Source organism: Hydrogenophaga sp. (genome assembly GCF_035481345.1).
Taxonomy (GTDB): domain Bacteria; phylum Pseudomonadota; class Gammaproteobacteria; order Burkholderiales; family Burkholderiaceae_C; genus Hydrogenophaga.
On record NZ_DATIGV010000065.1, the window covers coordinates 1 to 13,788 of the forward strand.

15 protein-coding genes are annotated in these 13,788 nt (G+C 70.3%); 9 read left to right on the forward strand and 6 right to left on the reverse strand.

The annotated features are described in order from the left end of the window. The 6 genes from hpaE to VLG41_RS06980 all read right to left on the reverse strand — a co-directional run. Nucleotides 1-1,457, reverse strand: a 1,457-nt coding sequence (hpaE, locus tag VLG41_RS06955; protein ID WP_325348664.1) for a 5-carboxymethyl-2-hydroxymuconate semialdehyde dehydrogenase, incomplete at its 3' end; no start/stop codon positions are given. Further along, a complete protein-coding gene (locus VLG41_RS06960; RefSeq protein WP_325348665.1) occupies nucleotides 1,454-2,218 on the reverse strand; it encodes a fumarylacetoacetate hydrolase family protein in 765 nt (254 codons plus the stop codon). The genes hpaE and VLG41_RS06960, both read right to left, overlap by 4 nt. Then, nucleotides 2,215-2,871 carry a fumarylacetoacetate hydrolase family protein gene (locus tag VLG41_RS06965; RefSeq protein WP_325348666.1) on the reverse strand — a complete coding sequence of 219 codons (657 nt, stop codon included), beginning with the start codon at nucleotides 2,869-2,871 and terminating at the stop codon, nucleotides 2,215-2,217. Before VLG41_RS06965 ends, VLG41_RS06960 begins: the two co-directional genes overlap by 4 nt. Then, nucleotides 2,868-3,350 (reverse strand): homoprotocatechuate degradation operon regulator HpaR, encoded by a 483-nt coding sequence (gene hpaR, locus VLG41_RS06970; protein WP_325348667.1) that lies wholly within the window; start codon nucleotides 3,348-3,350, stop codon nucleotides 2,868-2,870. The genes VLG41_RS06965 and hpaR overlap by 4 nt, the downstream gene beginning before the upstream one ends. 118 nt (nucleotides 3,351-3,468) lie before the next feature. Then, nucleotides 3,469-4,470 (reverse strand): tripartite tricarboxylate transporter substrate binding protein, encoded by a 1,002-nt coding sequence (locus VLG41_RS06975; protein ID WP_325348668.1) that lies wholly within the window; start codon nucleotides 4,468-4,470, stop codon nucleotides 3,469-3,471. Nucleotides 4,471-4,498: 28 nt separating this feature from the next. Continuing rightward, a complete protein-coding gene (locus VLG41_RS06980; protein WP_325348669.1) occupies nucleotides 4,499-6,154 on the reverse strand; it encodes an FAD-dependent oxidoreductase in 1,656 nt (551 codons plus the stop codon). Nucleotides 6,155-6,226: 72 nt separating this feature from the next. On the opposite strand from VLG41_RS06980, the gene VLG41_RS06985 reads away from it, so the two are divergent. The 9 genes from VLG41_RS06985 to VLG41_RS07025 form a co-directional block, all read left to right on the forward strand. Then, the gene (locus VLG41_RS06985; protein ID WP_325348670.1) at nucleotides 6,227-7,144 is read left to right on the forward strand and encodes a LysR family transcriptional regulator; all 918 of its coding nucleotides are present in this window, start codon (nucleotides 6,227-6,229) and stop codon (nucleotides 7,142-7,144) included. Nucleotides 7,145-7,194: 50 nt separating this feature from the next. Further along, the gene (locus VLG41_RS06990; protein ID WP_325348671.1) at nucleotides 7,195-8,241 is read left to right on the forward strand and encodes a nitronate monooxygenase; all 1,047 of its coding nucleotides are present in this window, start codon (nucleotides 7,195-7,197) and stop codon (nucleotides 8,239-8,241) included. 10 nt (nucleotides 8,242-8,251) lie between these two features. Next, complete coding sequence (gene radA, locus VLG41_RS06995) at nucleotides 8,252-9,631, forward strand: DNA repair protein RadA (RefSeq protein WP_325348672.1); 1,380 nt, start codon at nucleotides 8,252-8,254, stop codon at nucleotides 9,629-9,631. 11 nt (nucleotides 9,632-9,642) lie between these two features. Beyond that, nucleotides 9,643-10,053 (forward strand): glycerate kinase, encoded by a 411-nt coding sequence (locus VLG41_RS07000; RefSeq protein ID WP_325348673.1) that lies wholly within the window; start codon nucleotides 9,643-9,645, stop codon nucleotides 10,051-10,053. 62 nt (nucleotides 10,054-10,115) lie between these two features. Further along, on the forward strand, nucleotides 10,116-11,054 hold the full coding sequence (locus VLG41_RS07005) for a branched-chain amino acid transaminase (RefSeq protein WP_325348674.1): 939 nt from the start codon (nucleotides 10,116-10,118) through the stop codon (nucleotides 11,052-11,054). 13 nt (nucleotides 11,055-11,067) lie between these two features. Continuing rightward, nucleotides 11,068-11,274 carry a zinc-finger domain-containing protein gene (locus VLG41_RS07010; RefSeq protein ID WP_325348675.1) on the forward strand — a complete coding sequence of 69 codons (207 nt, stop codon included), beginning with the start codon at nucleotides 11,068-11,070 and terminating at the stop codon, nucleotides 11,272-11,274. 54 nt (nucleotides 11,275-11,328) lie between these two features. Next, a complete protein-coding gene (gene rfbB / locus VLG41_RS07015; protein WP_325348676.1) occupies nucleotides 11,329-12,393 on the forward strand; it encodes a dTDP-glucose 4,6-dehydratase in 1,065 nt (354 codons plus the stop codon). After that, the gene (gene rfbD / locus VLG41_RS07020) at nucleotides 12,390-13,292 is read left to right on the forward strand and encodes a dTDP-4-dehydrorhamnose reductase (protein WP_325348677.1); all 903 of its coding nucleotides are present in this window, start codon (nucleotides 12,390-12,392) and stop codon (nucleotides 13,290-13,292) included. The genes rfbB and rfbD overlap by 4 nt, the downstream gene beginning before the upstream one ends. After that, nucleotides 13,289-13,788, forward strand: a 500-nt coding sequence (locus tag VLG41_RS07025) for a sugar nucleotidyltransferase (protein ID WP_325348678.1), incomplete at its 3' end; no start/stop codon positions are given. The genes rfbD and VLG41_RS07025, both read left to right, overlap by 4 nt.

A 13,788-nucleotide genomic window follows, 5' to 3' on the forward strand; every position in this document is an offset into this window, starting at 1 on the left:
TGAGGAATGTGGTGCGACCCCAAGGACACCGCCACGTTCTTGGGTTCCAGAAACACCTCGTAGCTCCAGGTGCCGCCTTCGCGGCCCGTGCCCGAGGCCTTGGTGCCGCCGAAGGGTTGCCTCAGGTCGCGCACGTTCTGCGAGTTGACGAAGCACATGCCGGCCTCGATGGCCGCCGCCACGCGGTGCGCCTTGCCCAGGTTCTCCGTCCACACGTAGCTGGAGAGACCGTACTGGATGTCGTTGGCCAGTTCGATCGCGTGCGCCTCGTCCTTGAACGGGATCAGGCAGGCCACCGGTCCGAAGATCTCGTCCTGCGCGATCTTCATGCGGTTGTCCACGTCGGCGAAGACCGTGGGCCACACATAGTTGCCCTTGGCCACGCGCGCCGACAGCTCGGGCGCGTAGCTCGGGCGGTCCAGGCCCCCGCACAGCAGCGTGGCGCCCTCCTTCGGGCCGAGTTCGATGTAGCTCTTCACCTTGTTCAGGTGCGCCCGGCTGATCATCGGTCCGACGATGGTCTTGTCGTCCTGCGGGTCGCCCACCACGATCCGCTTCGCGCGCTCGGCGAACTTCTGCGCGAAGTCGGCGTAGATGCTCTGCTGCACCAGGATGCGGCTGCCGGCGGTGCAGCGCTCGCCGTTGTTGCTGAAGATCATGAAGACGGCGGCGTCGAGCGCACGGTCCAGATCGGCGTCCTCGAAGATCACGAAGGGGCTCTTGCCGCCGAGTTCCATGCTGAACTTCTTCAGGCCCGCGCTCTGCACGATGCGGTTGCCCGTGGCCGTGGAGCCGGTGAAGCTGATGGCGCGCACGTCGGGGTGGCTGCACAGCGGCTCGCCGGCCTCCTTGCCGAAGCCGTGCACGATGTTGAGCACGCCCGCGGGCACGCCGGCGTCCAGCGCCAGCTCGCCCAGGCGCGCGGCGGTCAGCGGGCTCAGCTCGCTCATCTTCAGCACGGCCGTGTTGCCGAAGGCCAGGCAGGGCGCGGTCTTCCAGGTGGCCGTCATGAACGGCACGTTCCAGGGGCTGATGAGCGCGCACACGCCCACCGGGTGGAACAGGGTGTAGTTCAGGTGCGTGGGCGTGGGGTAGGTGTGGCCGTCCACCCGCGTGCACATCTCGGCGAAGTAGCTGAAGTTGTCGGCCGCGCGCGGCACCAGCTGCTTGCCCGTCTGCGAGATGACCTGACCGGTGTCGTCGGTCTCGGTGCGCGAGAGTTCGGGCACGTGCTTCGTGATGAGTTCGCCGAGCTTGCGCATGATGGCCGCGCGCTCGGTGGCGGGGCGGCCGGCCCAGGCGGGGAAGGCGTCCTTGGCGGCCTGCACGGCGGCGTTGATCTCGGCCGCGCCGCCGGCACAGACCTCGGCCAGGGTTTCCTGCGTGGCAGGGTTGGTGGTCTCGAAGGTGGCGGCGCTGGCGACGGCCTTGCCGTTGATGAGGTGCTGGATGGTCATGGGCTGGTGATGGTGTTGTGCAGTTCGCCGATGCCCTCGATGGACGCGACGATCACGTCGCCGGGCTGGCAGTCGACCACGCCGTCGGGCGTGCCGGTGAGGATCAGGTCCCCGGCTTGCAGGGTCATGAAGGAGCTGAAGTACTCGATGAGGGTGGGCACGTCGAACACCATGTCGCGGGTGTTGCCGCTCTGGGTGACTTTGCCGTTCACCGTGGTCTGCAGGGCCAGGTTCGCGGGGTCGGGCAGGTCTTGCGCGTCCACCAGCCACGGACCGATGGGCGTGCAGGTGTCGCGGTTCTTCACGCGCAGGTTGGGGCGGTACCAGTTCTCCAGGTAGTCGCGGATCGCGTAGTCGTTGGCGACGGTGTAGCCGGCGATGAAGTCGGGCGCGTCGCCGCGCTTCACGTGCTTCGCGGTGCGGCCGATGACCACGGCGAGTTCGCACTCGTAGTGCATGAACTTCACATCGGCCGGGCGCACGGTGAAGGCGCGGTGGCCGATGAGCGAGGCCTCGCCCTTGGCGAAGGCCAGGGGTTCGGTGGGCGGCTTGAAGGCGAGTTCCTTGGCGTGGTCGGCGTAGTTCAGGCCCAGGGCCAGCACGGTGCGCGGGCGCGGCACGGGTGCCAGCGGCGGCAGCCAGACGACCTCGTCGAAGCCGACGCGGCGACCCTTGAAGGCGGGCGTGAGCAGTTCGAGCTGGCCGTCGGATTCGACGGCGTCGTGGACCGCGCCGGCCCAGGCGATGCGGGCTTTCTTCATTGCACGGCCTCCTCTGCCACGAAGCGCTGCACGGCCGGCTTGAGGCCCGGTGCGCTGATCTCCACGGCGTCGCCGGCGACCACGCGCGGGCGCGTGCCGTCGGCCAGCACCTCGCTGCCGATCAGCAGCACGTCGCCGGGGCGCAGCGTCATGAATTCGCCGACGTCTTTCAGCAGCGTGGGGATGTCGCGCACCAGGTTCTTGAGCGCGGTGCTCTGCTGGTGCACGCCGTGGATGCGCAGTTCCAGCTCCAGCGCGGCCAGGCCGCCGAGGCCACCCAGCGCGGTGAGCGGCGTGGGCTCCAGCGGCAGGCCGAGGAAGCCATCGCGGTTGCGGAATTTCATGGGCGGGCGGTAGTAGCTGTCGTGCGCCAGGCTCACGTCGTTGACCAGCAGCGCGTGCGTGGGCGCGCCGTGCTCGCCGATCAGCAGGCCCAGGCTGGCCGATACCTCGACCGCTTCACGCCCGGGCAGCGCCACGCTGGCGCCGTGCGGCGCGAAGGTGTTGGCCGTCTTCACGTACAGAACCGGCGCCTTGGGCGCGCCGCCGTAGGGCTTGTCGTCCATGCGCGGCTGCCAGCGCGCCCATTCGCCGCGAAAGTTCAGCAGCGTGCCGTACACGGTGCCCGGCGGCACCCATCCATGGGCAGTCATGCCGCCTCCTCATCCAGGTTGTCGTCCACACCGCCTTCAAGGGCGATCACCTCGTCCAGCAGCGCATAGAGCTGCGCGAGCCGCGCCTTGCTCAATCGCTCCTCCAGCCAGGCGTAGTGCGCCTCGATGGTGGCGGACAGCCGGCGCACGAGCTTGAGCCCGGCGGGCGTGGCGCGCACCACGGTGCGCCGCGCGTCGTGGCTGCAGCGCTCGCGCGAGATCAGGCCGTCGCGCTCCATGCGCGCGAGCACGCCGGTGAGGCTGGGCCCGAGCAGAAAGGCCTCGCGCGCGATGCGCCCGGTCTCGATGCCGGCCGGGTCGCGCGCGTGTTCACCCAGCACGCGCAGCACGCGCCATTGCTGGTCGCTCAGGCCGTGCTCGCGCAGGCTGGGCCGCGTGTGCTGCATCACCGATTCCCGCGCCTGCAGCAACAGGCGCGGGAGGTTGCGGTGGGTGAAGGTCTTGTCGGTGCTGTCCATGGCGGGGCGATTTATTTAACATGTTAAATGAAGTCGCCCGATCCGCCTACCCCGATCGATTCCGGGGTTTTCCCGCAGAAGCCGGCCCGTTCGTCGCGGGGCTCGATCACACCTTCCGTCAGTCGATGGTGGTGCCCGAGGCGCGCACCACCTTGCCCCAGCGTTCGGTCTCGGTGCGCTGGTAGGCGCCGAGCTGCGACGGGCTCATGGCCGCGCCCACCGGCTCGAAGCCGTCGCCTTCCAGGCGCGCGCGCAGCGCGGGCTCCTTCATCACCTTGGCCAGGGCGTCGGCGTAGCGGTTGATCAGTTCGGGCGGCGTGCCGGCCGGCGCCACCACGCTCTGCCAGGCCACGGCTTCGAAGTCCTTGGTGCCGGCCTGGCCCGATTCGGCGATGGTGGGCACCTCGGCCACGGCGGGCTGGCGCTTGGCCGAGGTGACGGCGATGGCGCGCAGCTTGCCCGTCTTGACATGGCCCAGCGCGGGCGGGATGTCGCTGAACATGAGGTCGATCTGGCCGCCGAGCAGGTCGGTGATGGCCGGGCCGCTGCCGCGGTAGGGCACGTGCTTGAGGTTGGCGCCGGTGGCGGCCTTGAACATCTCGGCGCCCAGGTGGTGCGGGCTGCCGTTGCCGGCCGAGCCGTAGACCAGGCCGCCGGGGCGCGACTTGGCCAGCGCGATCAGCTCGGCGATGGTCTTCACCGGCAGCGAGGGGTTCACCACCACCAGCAGCGGCACCGCGCCGATCATGCCGATGGGCGCGAAGTCCTTGGCCGGGTCGTAGGCGAGCTGTTTGTAGAGCCAGGGGTTGATGGCCAGCGTGGTGCTGGTGGCCACGAGCAGGGTGTTGCCGTCGGCGGCCGCGCGCGCCACGTGGGCCGCGCCCACGCCGCTGCCGGCGCCGGGCTTGTTCTCCACGATCATGGTGCGGCCCAGCAGGGGCGACATGTGTTGCGCGAGCAGGCGGCCGAGCAGGTCGGTGGTGCCGCCGGGCGCGTAGGGCACGACGATGGTGATGGCTTTGTCGGCCTGCGCGAAGGCGGCGGGCGCGGCGCTGGCGGCGCACAGAGCGGCCAGTTGCGTCAAGGCGAGGCGTCGGGTCAGGGCGTGGCGGCGGTTCATGTTGTGTCTCCTGGGGTGGTGAGGGGTGTCAGGCCGCGACGGCGGCGCCGCGGAGGCGGTCGATCAGCGCGAGCGGGTCGGCCGGCGGCGCGTCGCCGCGCCAGGCCACGTGCTGGTCGGGGCGCGAGAGCAGCAGCGCGGGCGTGTAGAGATCGCCGGCCTCGCGCGGGCTGAGGTCCAGCACGCGCAGGGGCACGCCGCGTGTGCGGGCCGCGTCTTCGATGGGGCGCACGTCGACCGTGGGGTCGCGGCGCAGCAGCGTGTAGTCGGGGCCCATGGCGTCGTAGAGCGAGCGGCCGTCGTCGAGCCAGACGTGCGGCGTGCGGCAGCCCGGCACGGTGGAGGGCGTGAAGCCGTCCATGGTGTAGCCGGGCGGGGCCTCGCCGTCGTAGGCGATCAGCGGCGAGTCGTCGTAGAAGTAGCCGAAGTTCAGGCCGCCGCAGCAGTACTGGCGCACGTTGAGTTCGTAGAGCGCGGCACCGGCCTTGGCGCGCGCGGCGGCGCCGGCCTCGCCCGCGTCCTCGATGCCGGCCGGCACGCCCTCGCGCTGGGCCTGCAGGGCCAGCGCGTGGTTCATGGCGAAGCGCGAGACCTGCTCGGTGATGGGCTGGCGTTCGCGCTCATAGGCCGTGAGCGCGGCCTCGGTGGCCCAGCCGTTGAGGTGCGCGGCCAGCACCCACGACAGGTTCATCGCGTCGGCGATGCCCGCGTTCATGCCGTAGCCGGCCATGGGGATCCACAGGTGCGAGGCGTCGCCGCAGATGAAGATGCGGCGGTCGCGGAAGCGGTCGGCCACGAGGCGGCGGCCGATCCAGTCTTCCTTGCTGAGGATCTCGTACTGGAAGTCGGGGCCCACGCCCAGGATCTCGCGGATCGCCCAGTCGCGGTCGACGGATTCGAAGTCGGCCTCGTCGGCCTTGAGGTAGTTGTGCAGCAGCCAGGTCTCGCGCCCGTCGATGGCGTAGACGTTGCCGCAGCGGCGCGGGTTGAGCGAGAAGGTGGCCCAGGCCGGGCCGTGCTTCGCCAGGCCCAGCAGGGACGGCGCCCGGAAGTAGGTGGACTGCACGCGGCCCACCTCGTCGGTGCCGGAGAGCTTGGCGCCGATCCGCTTGCGCACCATCGATCGACCGCCGTCGCAGCCGATGAGGTAGTCGGCCTCGAGGTGCAGCGCCTCGCCGCTGTCCAGGTTCACGCCACTGGCGCGCACGCCGGCCTCGTCCTGCGCCACCTCGTCGATGCGCGTGCGGTTGAGGATGCGCAGGCCCTTCTGGCGTTCGGCGTGCGCGAACAGCACGGGCTCCAGGTAGATCTGGTTGATGCGGTGCGGCGGCTCGGGCGTGGGCCACCAGGTGTCGGGGCCGCCGGTGGCGGTGTAGCGGCTCTGGCGCGCGGGAATGGGGATGCGAGAGAGCTCTTCGCCGGTGAAGCTGGTGCGGTAGGCGACGTCGTTCGGGTAGTCGCCGGGCAGGCCGGCCTCGCGCAGCGCGCCGGCCACGCCCAGGCGGCGGAAGATCTCCATCGAGCGCGCCGACACGTGGTTGCACTTGACGTTGGGCGGCTCGCCTCGATGGCGCGTCTCGGCCACCAGCACGTCGATGCCGCGTTGGGCAAGGTCCATGGCGAGCGTCAGGCCCACGGGGCCGGCGCCCACGATCAGCACCTGCGCGCGCAGGGTCTGGCTCATGCTTGTCTCCATTGAATGGGTGGGAACCGACAATTACAGGCGCACGCGCGCCGCGTGAAAAATGAAAGTTCCATGGCGATTCATAAAAAACCCGCACACCTGGGCAGCCTTCCCTCGGTGCGCCAGTTGCGCGCCTTCGTGGCGGTGTACGACAGCGGCCAGCTCTCGGCCGCGGCCGAGGCCCTGTCGCTGACGCAGCCGGCCGTGACCGTGCTGCTGCGCGAGTTGGAGGCGCGCCTGGGCGTGCGCCTGTTCGACCGCAGCACGCGCAGCCTGCGCCGCACCGAGGCGGCGGCCGAGGCCATCGTCCACGCGCGCCGCGCGCTGGCCGAGATGCAGGCCCTGAGCGGCGGCATGGCCTCGCTCGCGCGCGGCGAACGCGGGCGGCTGCGCATCGCGGCGACGTCCACGGTGGCGCAGACCCTGCTGCCCGCGGCCGTGCGCCGCTACCTGGACCGCTACCCCGCCATCGAGCTGCAGATCGACGACTGCGCGCCCGGCGAGTTCGCCGAGCGCGTGCTCGCGGGCCACGTGGACTTGGGGCTGGGCACGCTCGAAGGGCCGGTGCCGGGGCTGTCGCAGCGCGTGGTGCTGCGCGACCACCTGGCCGCGGTCGCGCCCGCCGGCCCGCGCTTTGCGGCGGACCGGCCACTGACGTGGAAACAGCTCGCCGCCTGGCCGGTGATCACGGTGCGGCCGGGCTATGGCGTGCGCCGGCGCATCGACGCGGCGGCGCGCGAGGCGGGGGTGGAGCTGCGCATCGCGCACGAGGTGTCCCTGCTCACCACGGCGGTGGCCCTGGCCGCCGCCGGCCTGGGCGTGGCGGTGGTGCCGGGCAGCGTGTTCGCGCCCGCCCTGCACCCCGAGCTGGTGGCGCGGCGGCTGGCGCGGCCGGGGGTGGAGCGCGACACCGCCGTGGTGTTCAAGAGCGAGCGATCGCTTTCGCCCGCGGCGCAGGCCTTTGCCGAGCTGATGGGGCGCGGCGGCTGAGCCGCGCCGGGTCGATGCCAGGGGCATTGCCACCTGCCTACACTCGCGCCATGAACCGACTGAGCGAACTGCTGGGCACGCGCTGGCCCCTCATCCAGGCGCCGATGGCGGGCGTGCAGGGCGCGGCCCTGGCGCTGGCGGCGGGTGAAGCGGGCGCCCTGGGCTCCCTGCCCTGCGCCATGCTGCCGCCCGACGCGATGCAGCGCGAACTCACGCTGCTGGCCGCGAGCGGCCGCCCGTTCAACGTCAATTTCTTCTGCCACACCCCGCCCGAGCCCGACGCCGCGCGCGAGGCCGCCTGGCGCGCGGCGCTGGCGCCCTACTTCGCCGAGATCGGTGTGGACCCGGCCAGCATCCCCGCCGGTCCCGGCCGCCTGCCCTTCAGCGACGCGGCAGCGGACGCGCTGGAGCCCTTCAAGCCCCGCGTGGTGAGCTTTCACTTCGGCCTGCCCGCGCCCGATCTGCTGGCCCGTGTGAAGGCCTGGGGCTCGAAGGTGCTGAGCTCAGCCACCACGGTGGACGAGGCGATCTGGCTGGAAGCGAACGGCGCGGACGCGGTGATCGCGCAAGGCCTGGAGGCCGGCGGCCACCGCGGCCACTTCCTCAGCCACGACCTGTCGCGCCAGACCGGCACCTTCGCCCTGCTGCCGCAGGTGAAGGCCGCCGTGCGCGTGCCGGTGATCGCGGCCGGCGGCATCGCCGACGCGGCGGGCGTGCGCGCCGCCATGGCCCTGGGGGCCGACGGCGTGCAGGTGGGCACCGCCTACCTGTGCAGCACCGAGGCCACCACCAGCGCCCTGCACCGCGCCGTGCTGCAGAGCGAGGCCGCGCGCCACACGCAGCTCACCACCCTGTTCACCGGCCGGCCCGCGCGCGGCGTGCCCAACCGGGTGATGCGCGAGCTGGGGCCGCTGAATCCGCTGGCGCCCGAGTTTCCGCTGGCCACGGCCGCCATCGCGCCGCTGCGCGCGCACTGGGAGAAGCAGGGCGAGGGCGATTTCACGCCGCTGTGGTCGGGCCAGAACGCCAGCGGCTGCCGCGCGGCGGGCGCGGCCGAGATCACGCGCGGGCTGATCGAGGGGTTCGGCCCGATATAGTCCCGGCCTCATGGCCAAGGACAAGACGATCTACACCTGCGGCGAGTGCGGGGGCACCAGCCCGCGCTGGCTGGGCAAGTGCCCGCACTGCAACGCCTGGAACACGCTGGTGGAAGGCGTGGCCGAGGGCGGCGGCGCGCCGTCGAAGAACCGCTTCGCGGCGCTGGCCAAGACCAGCGAGGTGATGCCGCTCTCGCGCATCGAGGCGAAGGACGTGCAGCGCACACCGACCGGCCACGAAGAGCTGGACCGGGTGCTGGGCGGTGGCATCGTCGAGGGCGGCGTGGTGCTGATCGGCGGCGACCCGGGCATCGGCAAATCCACCCTGCTGCTGCAGGCCCTGGACAGCCTGCAGCGCGCGGGGTTTCCCTCGCTTTACGTCACCGGTGAAGAAAGCGGCGCCCAGGTGGCGTTGCGCGCGCGCCGCCTGGGCATCGAGGGCTCCGAGGTGCAGGTGCTGGCCGAGATCCAGCTCGAGAAGATCCTGGCCACCCTGGACGCAGAGAAGCCCGCCATCGCGGTGATCGACTCGATTCAAACCGTCTATTCCGAACAACTGACCAGCGCCCCGGGCTCGGTGGCGCAGGTGCGCGAGTGCGCGGCCCACCTCACGCGCGCGGCCAAGGCGTCCGGCACGGCCATCGTGCTGGTGGGCCACGTGACCAAGGAGGGCGCGCTGGCCGGCCCGCGCGTGCTGGAGCACATGGTGGACACCGTGCTCTATTTCGAGGGCGACACGCACAGCAGCTTCCGGCTGATTCGCGCGATCAAGAACCGCTTCGGCGCGGTCAACGAGATCGGCGTCTTCGCCATGACCGAGAAGGGCCTCAAGGGCGTCAGCAACCCCAGCGCGATCTTCCTGTCGCAGCACGCCCAGCCCGTGCCGGGCAGCTGCGTGATGGTGACGCTGGAGGGCACGCGCCCGCTGCTGGTGGAACTGCAGGCCCTGGTGGACAGCGGCGGGCCCAGCCCGCGCCGCCTGAGCGTGGGCCTGGAGCGCGACCGCCTGGCCATGCTGCTGGCCGTGCTGCACCGCCACGCGGGCGTGGCCTGCCTCGACCAGGACGTGTTCGTCAACGCCGTGGGCGGCGTGCGCATCAGCGAGCCGGCGGCCGACCTGGGCGTGATGCTGGCCATCACCAGCAGCCTGCGCGGCAAACCCCTGCCCAAGGGCTTCCTGGCCTTCGGCGAGGTGGGCCTGGCCGGCGAGGTGCGGCCCGCGCCGCGCGGCCAGGAGCGCCTGAAGGAGGCGGCCAAGCTGGGCTTTTCCGTGGCGGTGGTGCCCAAAGCCAACCTGCCGAAGAAGAACGACAAGGCCTTCGACGGCCTGACCGTGCACGGGGTCGAGCGCATCGAAGAGGCGCTGGAGCTGGTGCGCCGCATCGACTGACAGAGGATTTCATGGGACTTCGACGCATCGCGGCGGCCGTCATCGGCGTCGCCCTTCTCTACTGGGGTTACCGGCAGTTCGGTTGGCCCGGCGTGGCCGCGGTCGCCGGCGGCCTGGTGCTGTGGATACTCTTGCATTTCACCCGGCTGATGACGGTGATGCAGCGCGCGGCGCGGCGACCGATCGGCCACGTCGACAGTGCCGTCATGCTGAACTCGCGCCTGCACGCCGGCATGCCGCTGGTGAGCGTGATCGGCCTGGCCCGCGCGCTGGGCGAACGGGTCTCGCCCGAGGGCGAGCAGCCGGAGGTCTACCGCTGGACGGACCCGGGAGGCAGCAGCGTGCAGGCGCGTCTTGTCAACGGGAAGCTGCAGGAATGGGGACTGAAGCGTCCCGAAGCCGACGCCGCGGCCGAACGCTGAGGGCGGGCACCACCGTAAAATCGCCGGTTGACCCGAATACCCCCACACCCTCAAGGAAACCCATGAGCTCCCCCGTTCCCTCGATGTCCGACCGCGACGGCAAGATCTGGATGGATGGCCAACTCGTGGACTGGCGCGACGCCAAGATCCACGTGCTGACCCACACCCTGCACTATGGCTGCGGCGCCTTCGAGGGCGTGCGCGCCTACGACACGGTCAACGGCACGGCCATCTTCCGCCTGCAGGAACACACCGAGCGCCTGTTCAACAGCGCCAAGATCCTGCGCATGAAGATTCCCTTCACCATGGAGCAGGTGAATGAGGCGCAGAAGGAAGTGATCCGCGCCAACGGCCTCAAGAGCGGCTACATCCGACCGCTCACCTGGGTCGGCGACAAGAAGCTGGGCGTGAGCCCCAAGGGCAACACCATCCACCTGAGCGTGGCCGCCTGGGCCTGGGGCGCCTACCTGGGCGACGAAGGCCTCAAGCGCGGCATCCGCGTCAAGACCAGCAGCTACACCCGCCACCACGTCAACATCACCATGACGCAGGCCAAGGCGGTGAGCAACTACACCAACAGCATCCTGGCCAACACCGAAGCCACCGACGAGGGCTACGACGAGGCCCTGCTGCTCGACTCCTCCGGCTTCGTGAGCGAAGGTGCTGGCGAGAACATCTTCGTCATCAAGGGCGGCGTGATCTACACGCCCGACCTCTCGGCCGGCGCGCTCAACGGCATCACGCGCAACACGGTGTTCCACATCGCCAAGGACCTGGGTCTGGAGATCGTGCAGAAGCGCATCACGCGCGACGAGGTCTACATCGCCGACGAGGCCTTCTTCACCGGCACCGCCGCCGAAGTGACACCCATCCGCGAACTCGATCGCATCGAGCTGGGCAGCGGCTCGCGCGGGCCGATCACCGAGAAGATCCAGACGGCCTTCTTCGACATCGTGAACGGGCGCAACGCCAAGTACGCCCACTGGCTGACCCAGGTCTGAGCGGAGCGCAGCAATGAGCCAAGCGATCGTCGAACTCAAGGCCCGCGACCTGAACTCCCACGGCGGGGTGTTCTGCCCCAGCCCGCTCGCGGACATGAAACTCTGGAACAGCCACCCCAAGGTGTACCTGGACGTGGCGAGCACGGGCGAGGCGATGTGCCCGTATTGCGGCACGGTGTACAGGCTGGCCGCGGGCGAGCATGTGGCCCACGGCCACTGAACACGGACGAAGGCGGGCGGTGATGACCCGGCACCGCACAGGGAGACGACTCGAATGATCCTGGTCACCGGCGGCGCTGGCTTCATCGGCAGCAACTTCGTGCTGGACTGGCTCGCGCAAAGCGACGAGCCGGTGCTCAACCTCGACAAACTCACCTACGCGGGCAACCTGCGCAACCTGCAGAGCCTGGAAGGCGATGCGCGCCACGTATTCGTGCGCGGCGACATCGGCGACACGGCCCTGGTGGCGCGCCTGCTGGCCGAGCACCGGCCCCGCGCGGTCATCAACTTCGCGGCCGAGAGCCACGTGGACCGATCGATCCACGGTGCGGAAGACTTCATCCAGACCAACGTGATGGGCACCTTCCGGCTGCTGGAGGCCGTGCGCGCGCACTGGCTGGCACTGTCCGAGGCCGACCGCAACGCCTTCCGCTTCCTGCACGTGAGCACCGACGAGGTGTATGGCAGCCTGGCGCCCGAAGCCCCCGCCTTCACCGAACAGCACGCCTACGAGCCCAACAGCCCCTACAGCGCCAGCAAGGCCGCCAGCGACCACCTGGTGCGCGCCTGGCATCACACGCACGGGCTGCCGGTGCTCACCACCAACTGCAGCAACAACTACGGGCCATTCCACTTTCCCGAAAAGCTCATCCCGCTGATGATCGTCAATGCCCTGGCGGGCAAGCCGTTGCCCGTGTACGGCGACGGCCTGCAGGTGCGCGACTGGCTCTATGTCGGCGACCATTGCAGCGCCATTCGCCGTGTGCTGGAGGCCGGCCGCGTGGGCGAGACGTACAACGTGGGCGGCTGGAACGAGCAGCCCAACATCGCCATCGTGAAGACCATCTGCGCGCTGCTCGATGAACTGCGCCCGCGCGCGGAAGGCCAATCCTACGCGGCGCAGATCACGCACGTGAAGGACCGGCCGGGCCACGACCGGCGCTACGCCATCGACGCGCGCAAGATCGAAGCCGAGTTGGGCTGGCGCCCGGCCGAGACCTTCGACAGCGGCATCCGCAAGACCGTCCAGTGGTTCCTGGACCACCCGCAATGGGTGGCCGAGGCGCAGAGCGGCGCGTACCGCGAATGGGTCGACACGCAGTACCGGGGGGCCGCTTGAGGATCTTGCTGCTGGGCGCTAATGGCCAGGTGGGCTGGGAACTGCGGCGCAGCCTGGCCCCGCTGGGCGAGGTGCTGGCCTTCGACCGCGACCCGAGCGACGCGGACGCGGTGGACCTGGCCCGGGTGGACAGCCTGGGCCCACTGGTGGAGCGCGTGGCGCCCGACGCGATCGTGAATGCGGCCGCCTACACGGCTGTGGACAAGGCCGAGTCGGAGCCCGCGTTGGCGCACACCATCAACGCCGAGGCAGCTGGCGTGCTGGCCCGCGCCGCCGCTGCGCGCGGCGCATTGCTGTTGCACTACTCCACCGACTACGTGTTCGACGGCAGCGGCGACAGCCCGCGCGACGAAGACGCCGCCACCGCACCGCTCAGTGTGTATGGCCGCACCAAGCTCGCGGGCGAGCAGGCCGTGCGCGAGAGCGGCGCGCGCCACCTGATCCTGCGCACGAGCTGGGTGTATGCGGCACGCGGCGCCAACTTCCCGCGCACCATGCTGCGCCTGGCACAGGAACGAGAGCAACTGCGCGTGGTGGCCGACCAGGTGGGCGCCCCCACCGGCGCGGAACTGCTGGCCGACGTCAGCGCGCACGCGCTTCGCTCCCTGAGCGCGCGGCCCGAACGGGCTGGTACCTACCATGTGGCAGCGGCCGGCGAGACCAGTTGGCATGGCTTGGCGCGTTTCGTCATCGACGAGGCGCGTTCGCTGCGGCCCGACATGGCATGGAAAGCGCAGACCGTCGAGGCCATCGCCACCAGTGACTACCCGACGCCGGCCCGACGCCCGCTCAACTCGCGACTGGACACCAGGCGCCTGCGTGAAGCTTTCGATCTGCGCCTGCCGGCCTGGGACAGTGGCGTGCGGCGTATGCTCACGGAGTACCTGGGGACACCATGAGCAGCAGCACGCAACGCAAGGGCATCATCCTCGCCGGCGGTTCGGGCACGCGCCTGCACCCGGCCACGCTGGCCATCAGCAAGCAACTGCTGCCGGTGTACGACAAACCCATGATCTATTACCCGCTGAGCACGCTGATGCTGGCGGGCATCCGCGAGGTGCTGGTCATCAGCACACCGCAGGACACGCCGCGCTTTCAGCAACTGCTGGGCGACGGCAGCGCCTGGGGCATGAACCTGCAGTATGCGGTGCAGCCCAGCCCGGACGGACTGGCGCAGGCCTTCATCATTGGCGCCGACTTTTTGGGCGACAGCCCAAGCGCACTGGTGCTGGGGGACAACATCTACTACGGACACGACTTTGCCAGCCTGCTGCGCGGGGCGGACGCGCAGGCCAGTGGTGCGACCGTGTTCGCGTACCACGTGACCGATCCGGAACGCTATGGCGTGGTGGCCTTCGACGACCAGGGCAAGGCCTTGAGCATCGAGGAGAAGCC

Coding starts and splice junctions, on each gene's coding strand:
- VLG41_RS06985 (WP_325348670.1), top strand. CDS start 6,227: ATGGCGATTCATAAAAAACCCGCACACCTGGGCAGCCTTCCCTCGGTG.
- VLG41_RS07000 (WP_325348673.1), top strand. CDS start 9,643: ATGGGACTTCGACGCATCGCGGCGGCCGTCATCGGCGTCGCCCTTCTC.
- radA (WP_325348672.1), top strand. CDS start 8,252: ATGGCCAAGGACAAGACGATCTACACCTGCGGCGAGTGCGGGGGCACC.
- hpaR (WP_325348667.1), bottom strand. CDS start 3,350: ATGGACAGCACCGACAAGACCTTCACCCACCGCAACCTCCCGCGCCTG.
- VLG41_RS06980 (WP_325348669.1), bottom strand. CDS start 6,154: ATGAGCCAGACCCTGCGCGCGCAGGTGCTGATCGTGGGCGCCGGCCCC.
- VLG41_RS07005 (WP_325348674.1), top strand. CDS start 10,116: ATGAGCTCCCCCGTTCCCTCGATGTCCGACCGCGACGGCAAGATCTGG.
- VLG41_RS06990 (WP_325348671.1), top strand. CDS start 7,195: ATGAACCGACTGAGCGAACTGCTGGGCACGCGCTGGCCCCTCATCCAG.
- VLG41_RS07010 (WP_325348675.1), top strand. CDS start 11,068: ATGAGCCAAGCGATCGTCGAACTCAAGGCCCGCGACCTGAACTCCCAC.
- VLG41_RS06960 (WP_325348665.1), bottom strand. CDS start 2,218: ATGAAGAAAGCCCGCATCGCCTGGGCCGGCGCGGTCCACGACGCCGTC.
- VLG41_RS06965 (WP_325348666.1), bottom strand. CDS start 2,871: ATGACTGCCCATGGATGGGTGCCGCCGGGCACCGTGTACGGCACGCTG.
- VLG41_RS06975 (WP_325348668.1), bottom strand. CDS start 4,470: ATGAACCGCCGCCACGCCCTGACCCGACGCCTCGCCTTGACGCAACTG.
- rfbB (WP_325348676.1), top strand. CDS start 11,329: ATGATCCTGGTCACCGGCGGCGCTGGCTTCATCGGCAGCAACTTCGTG.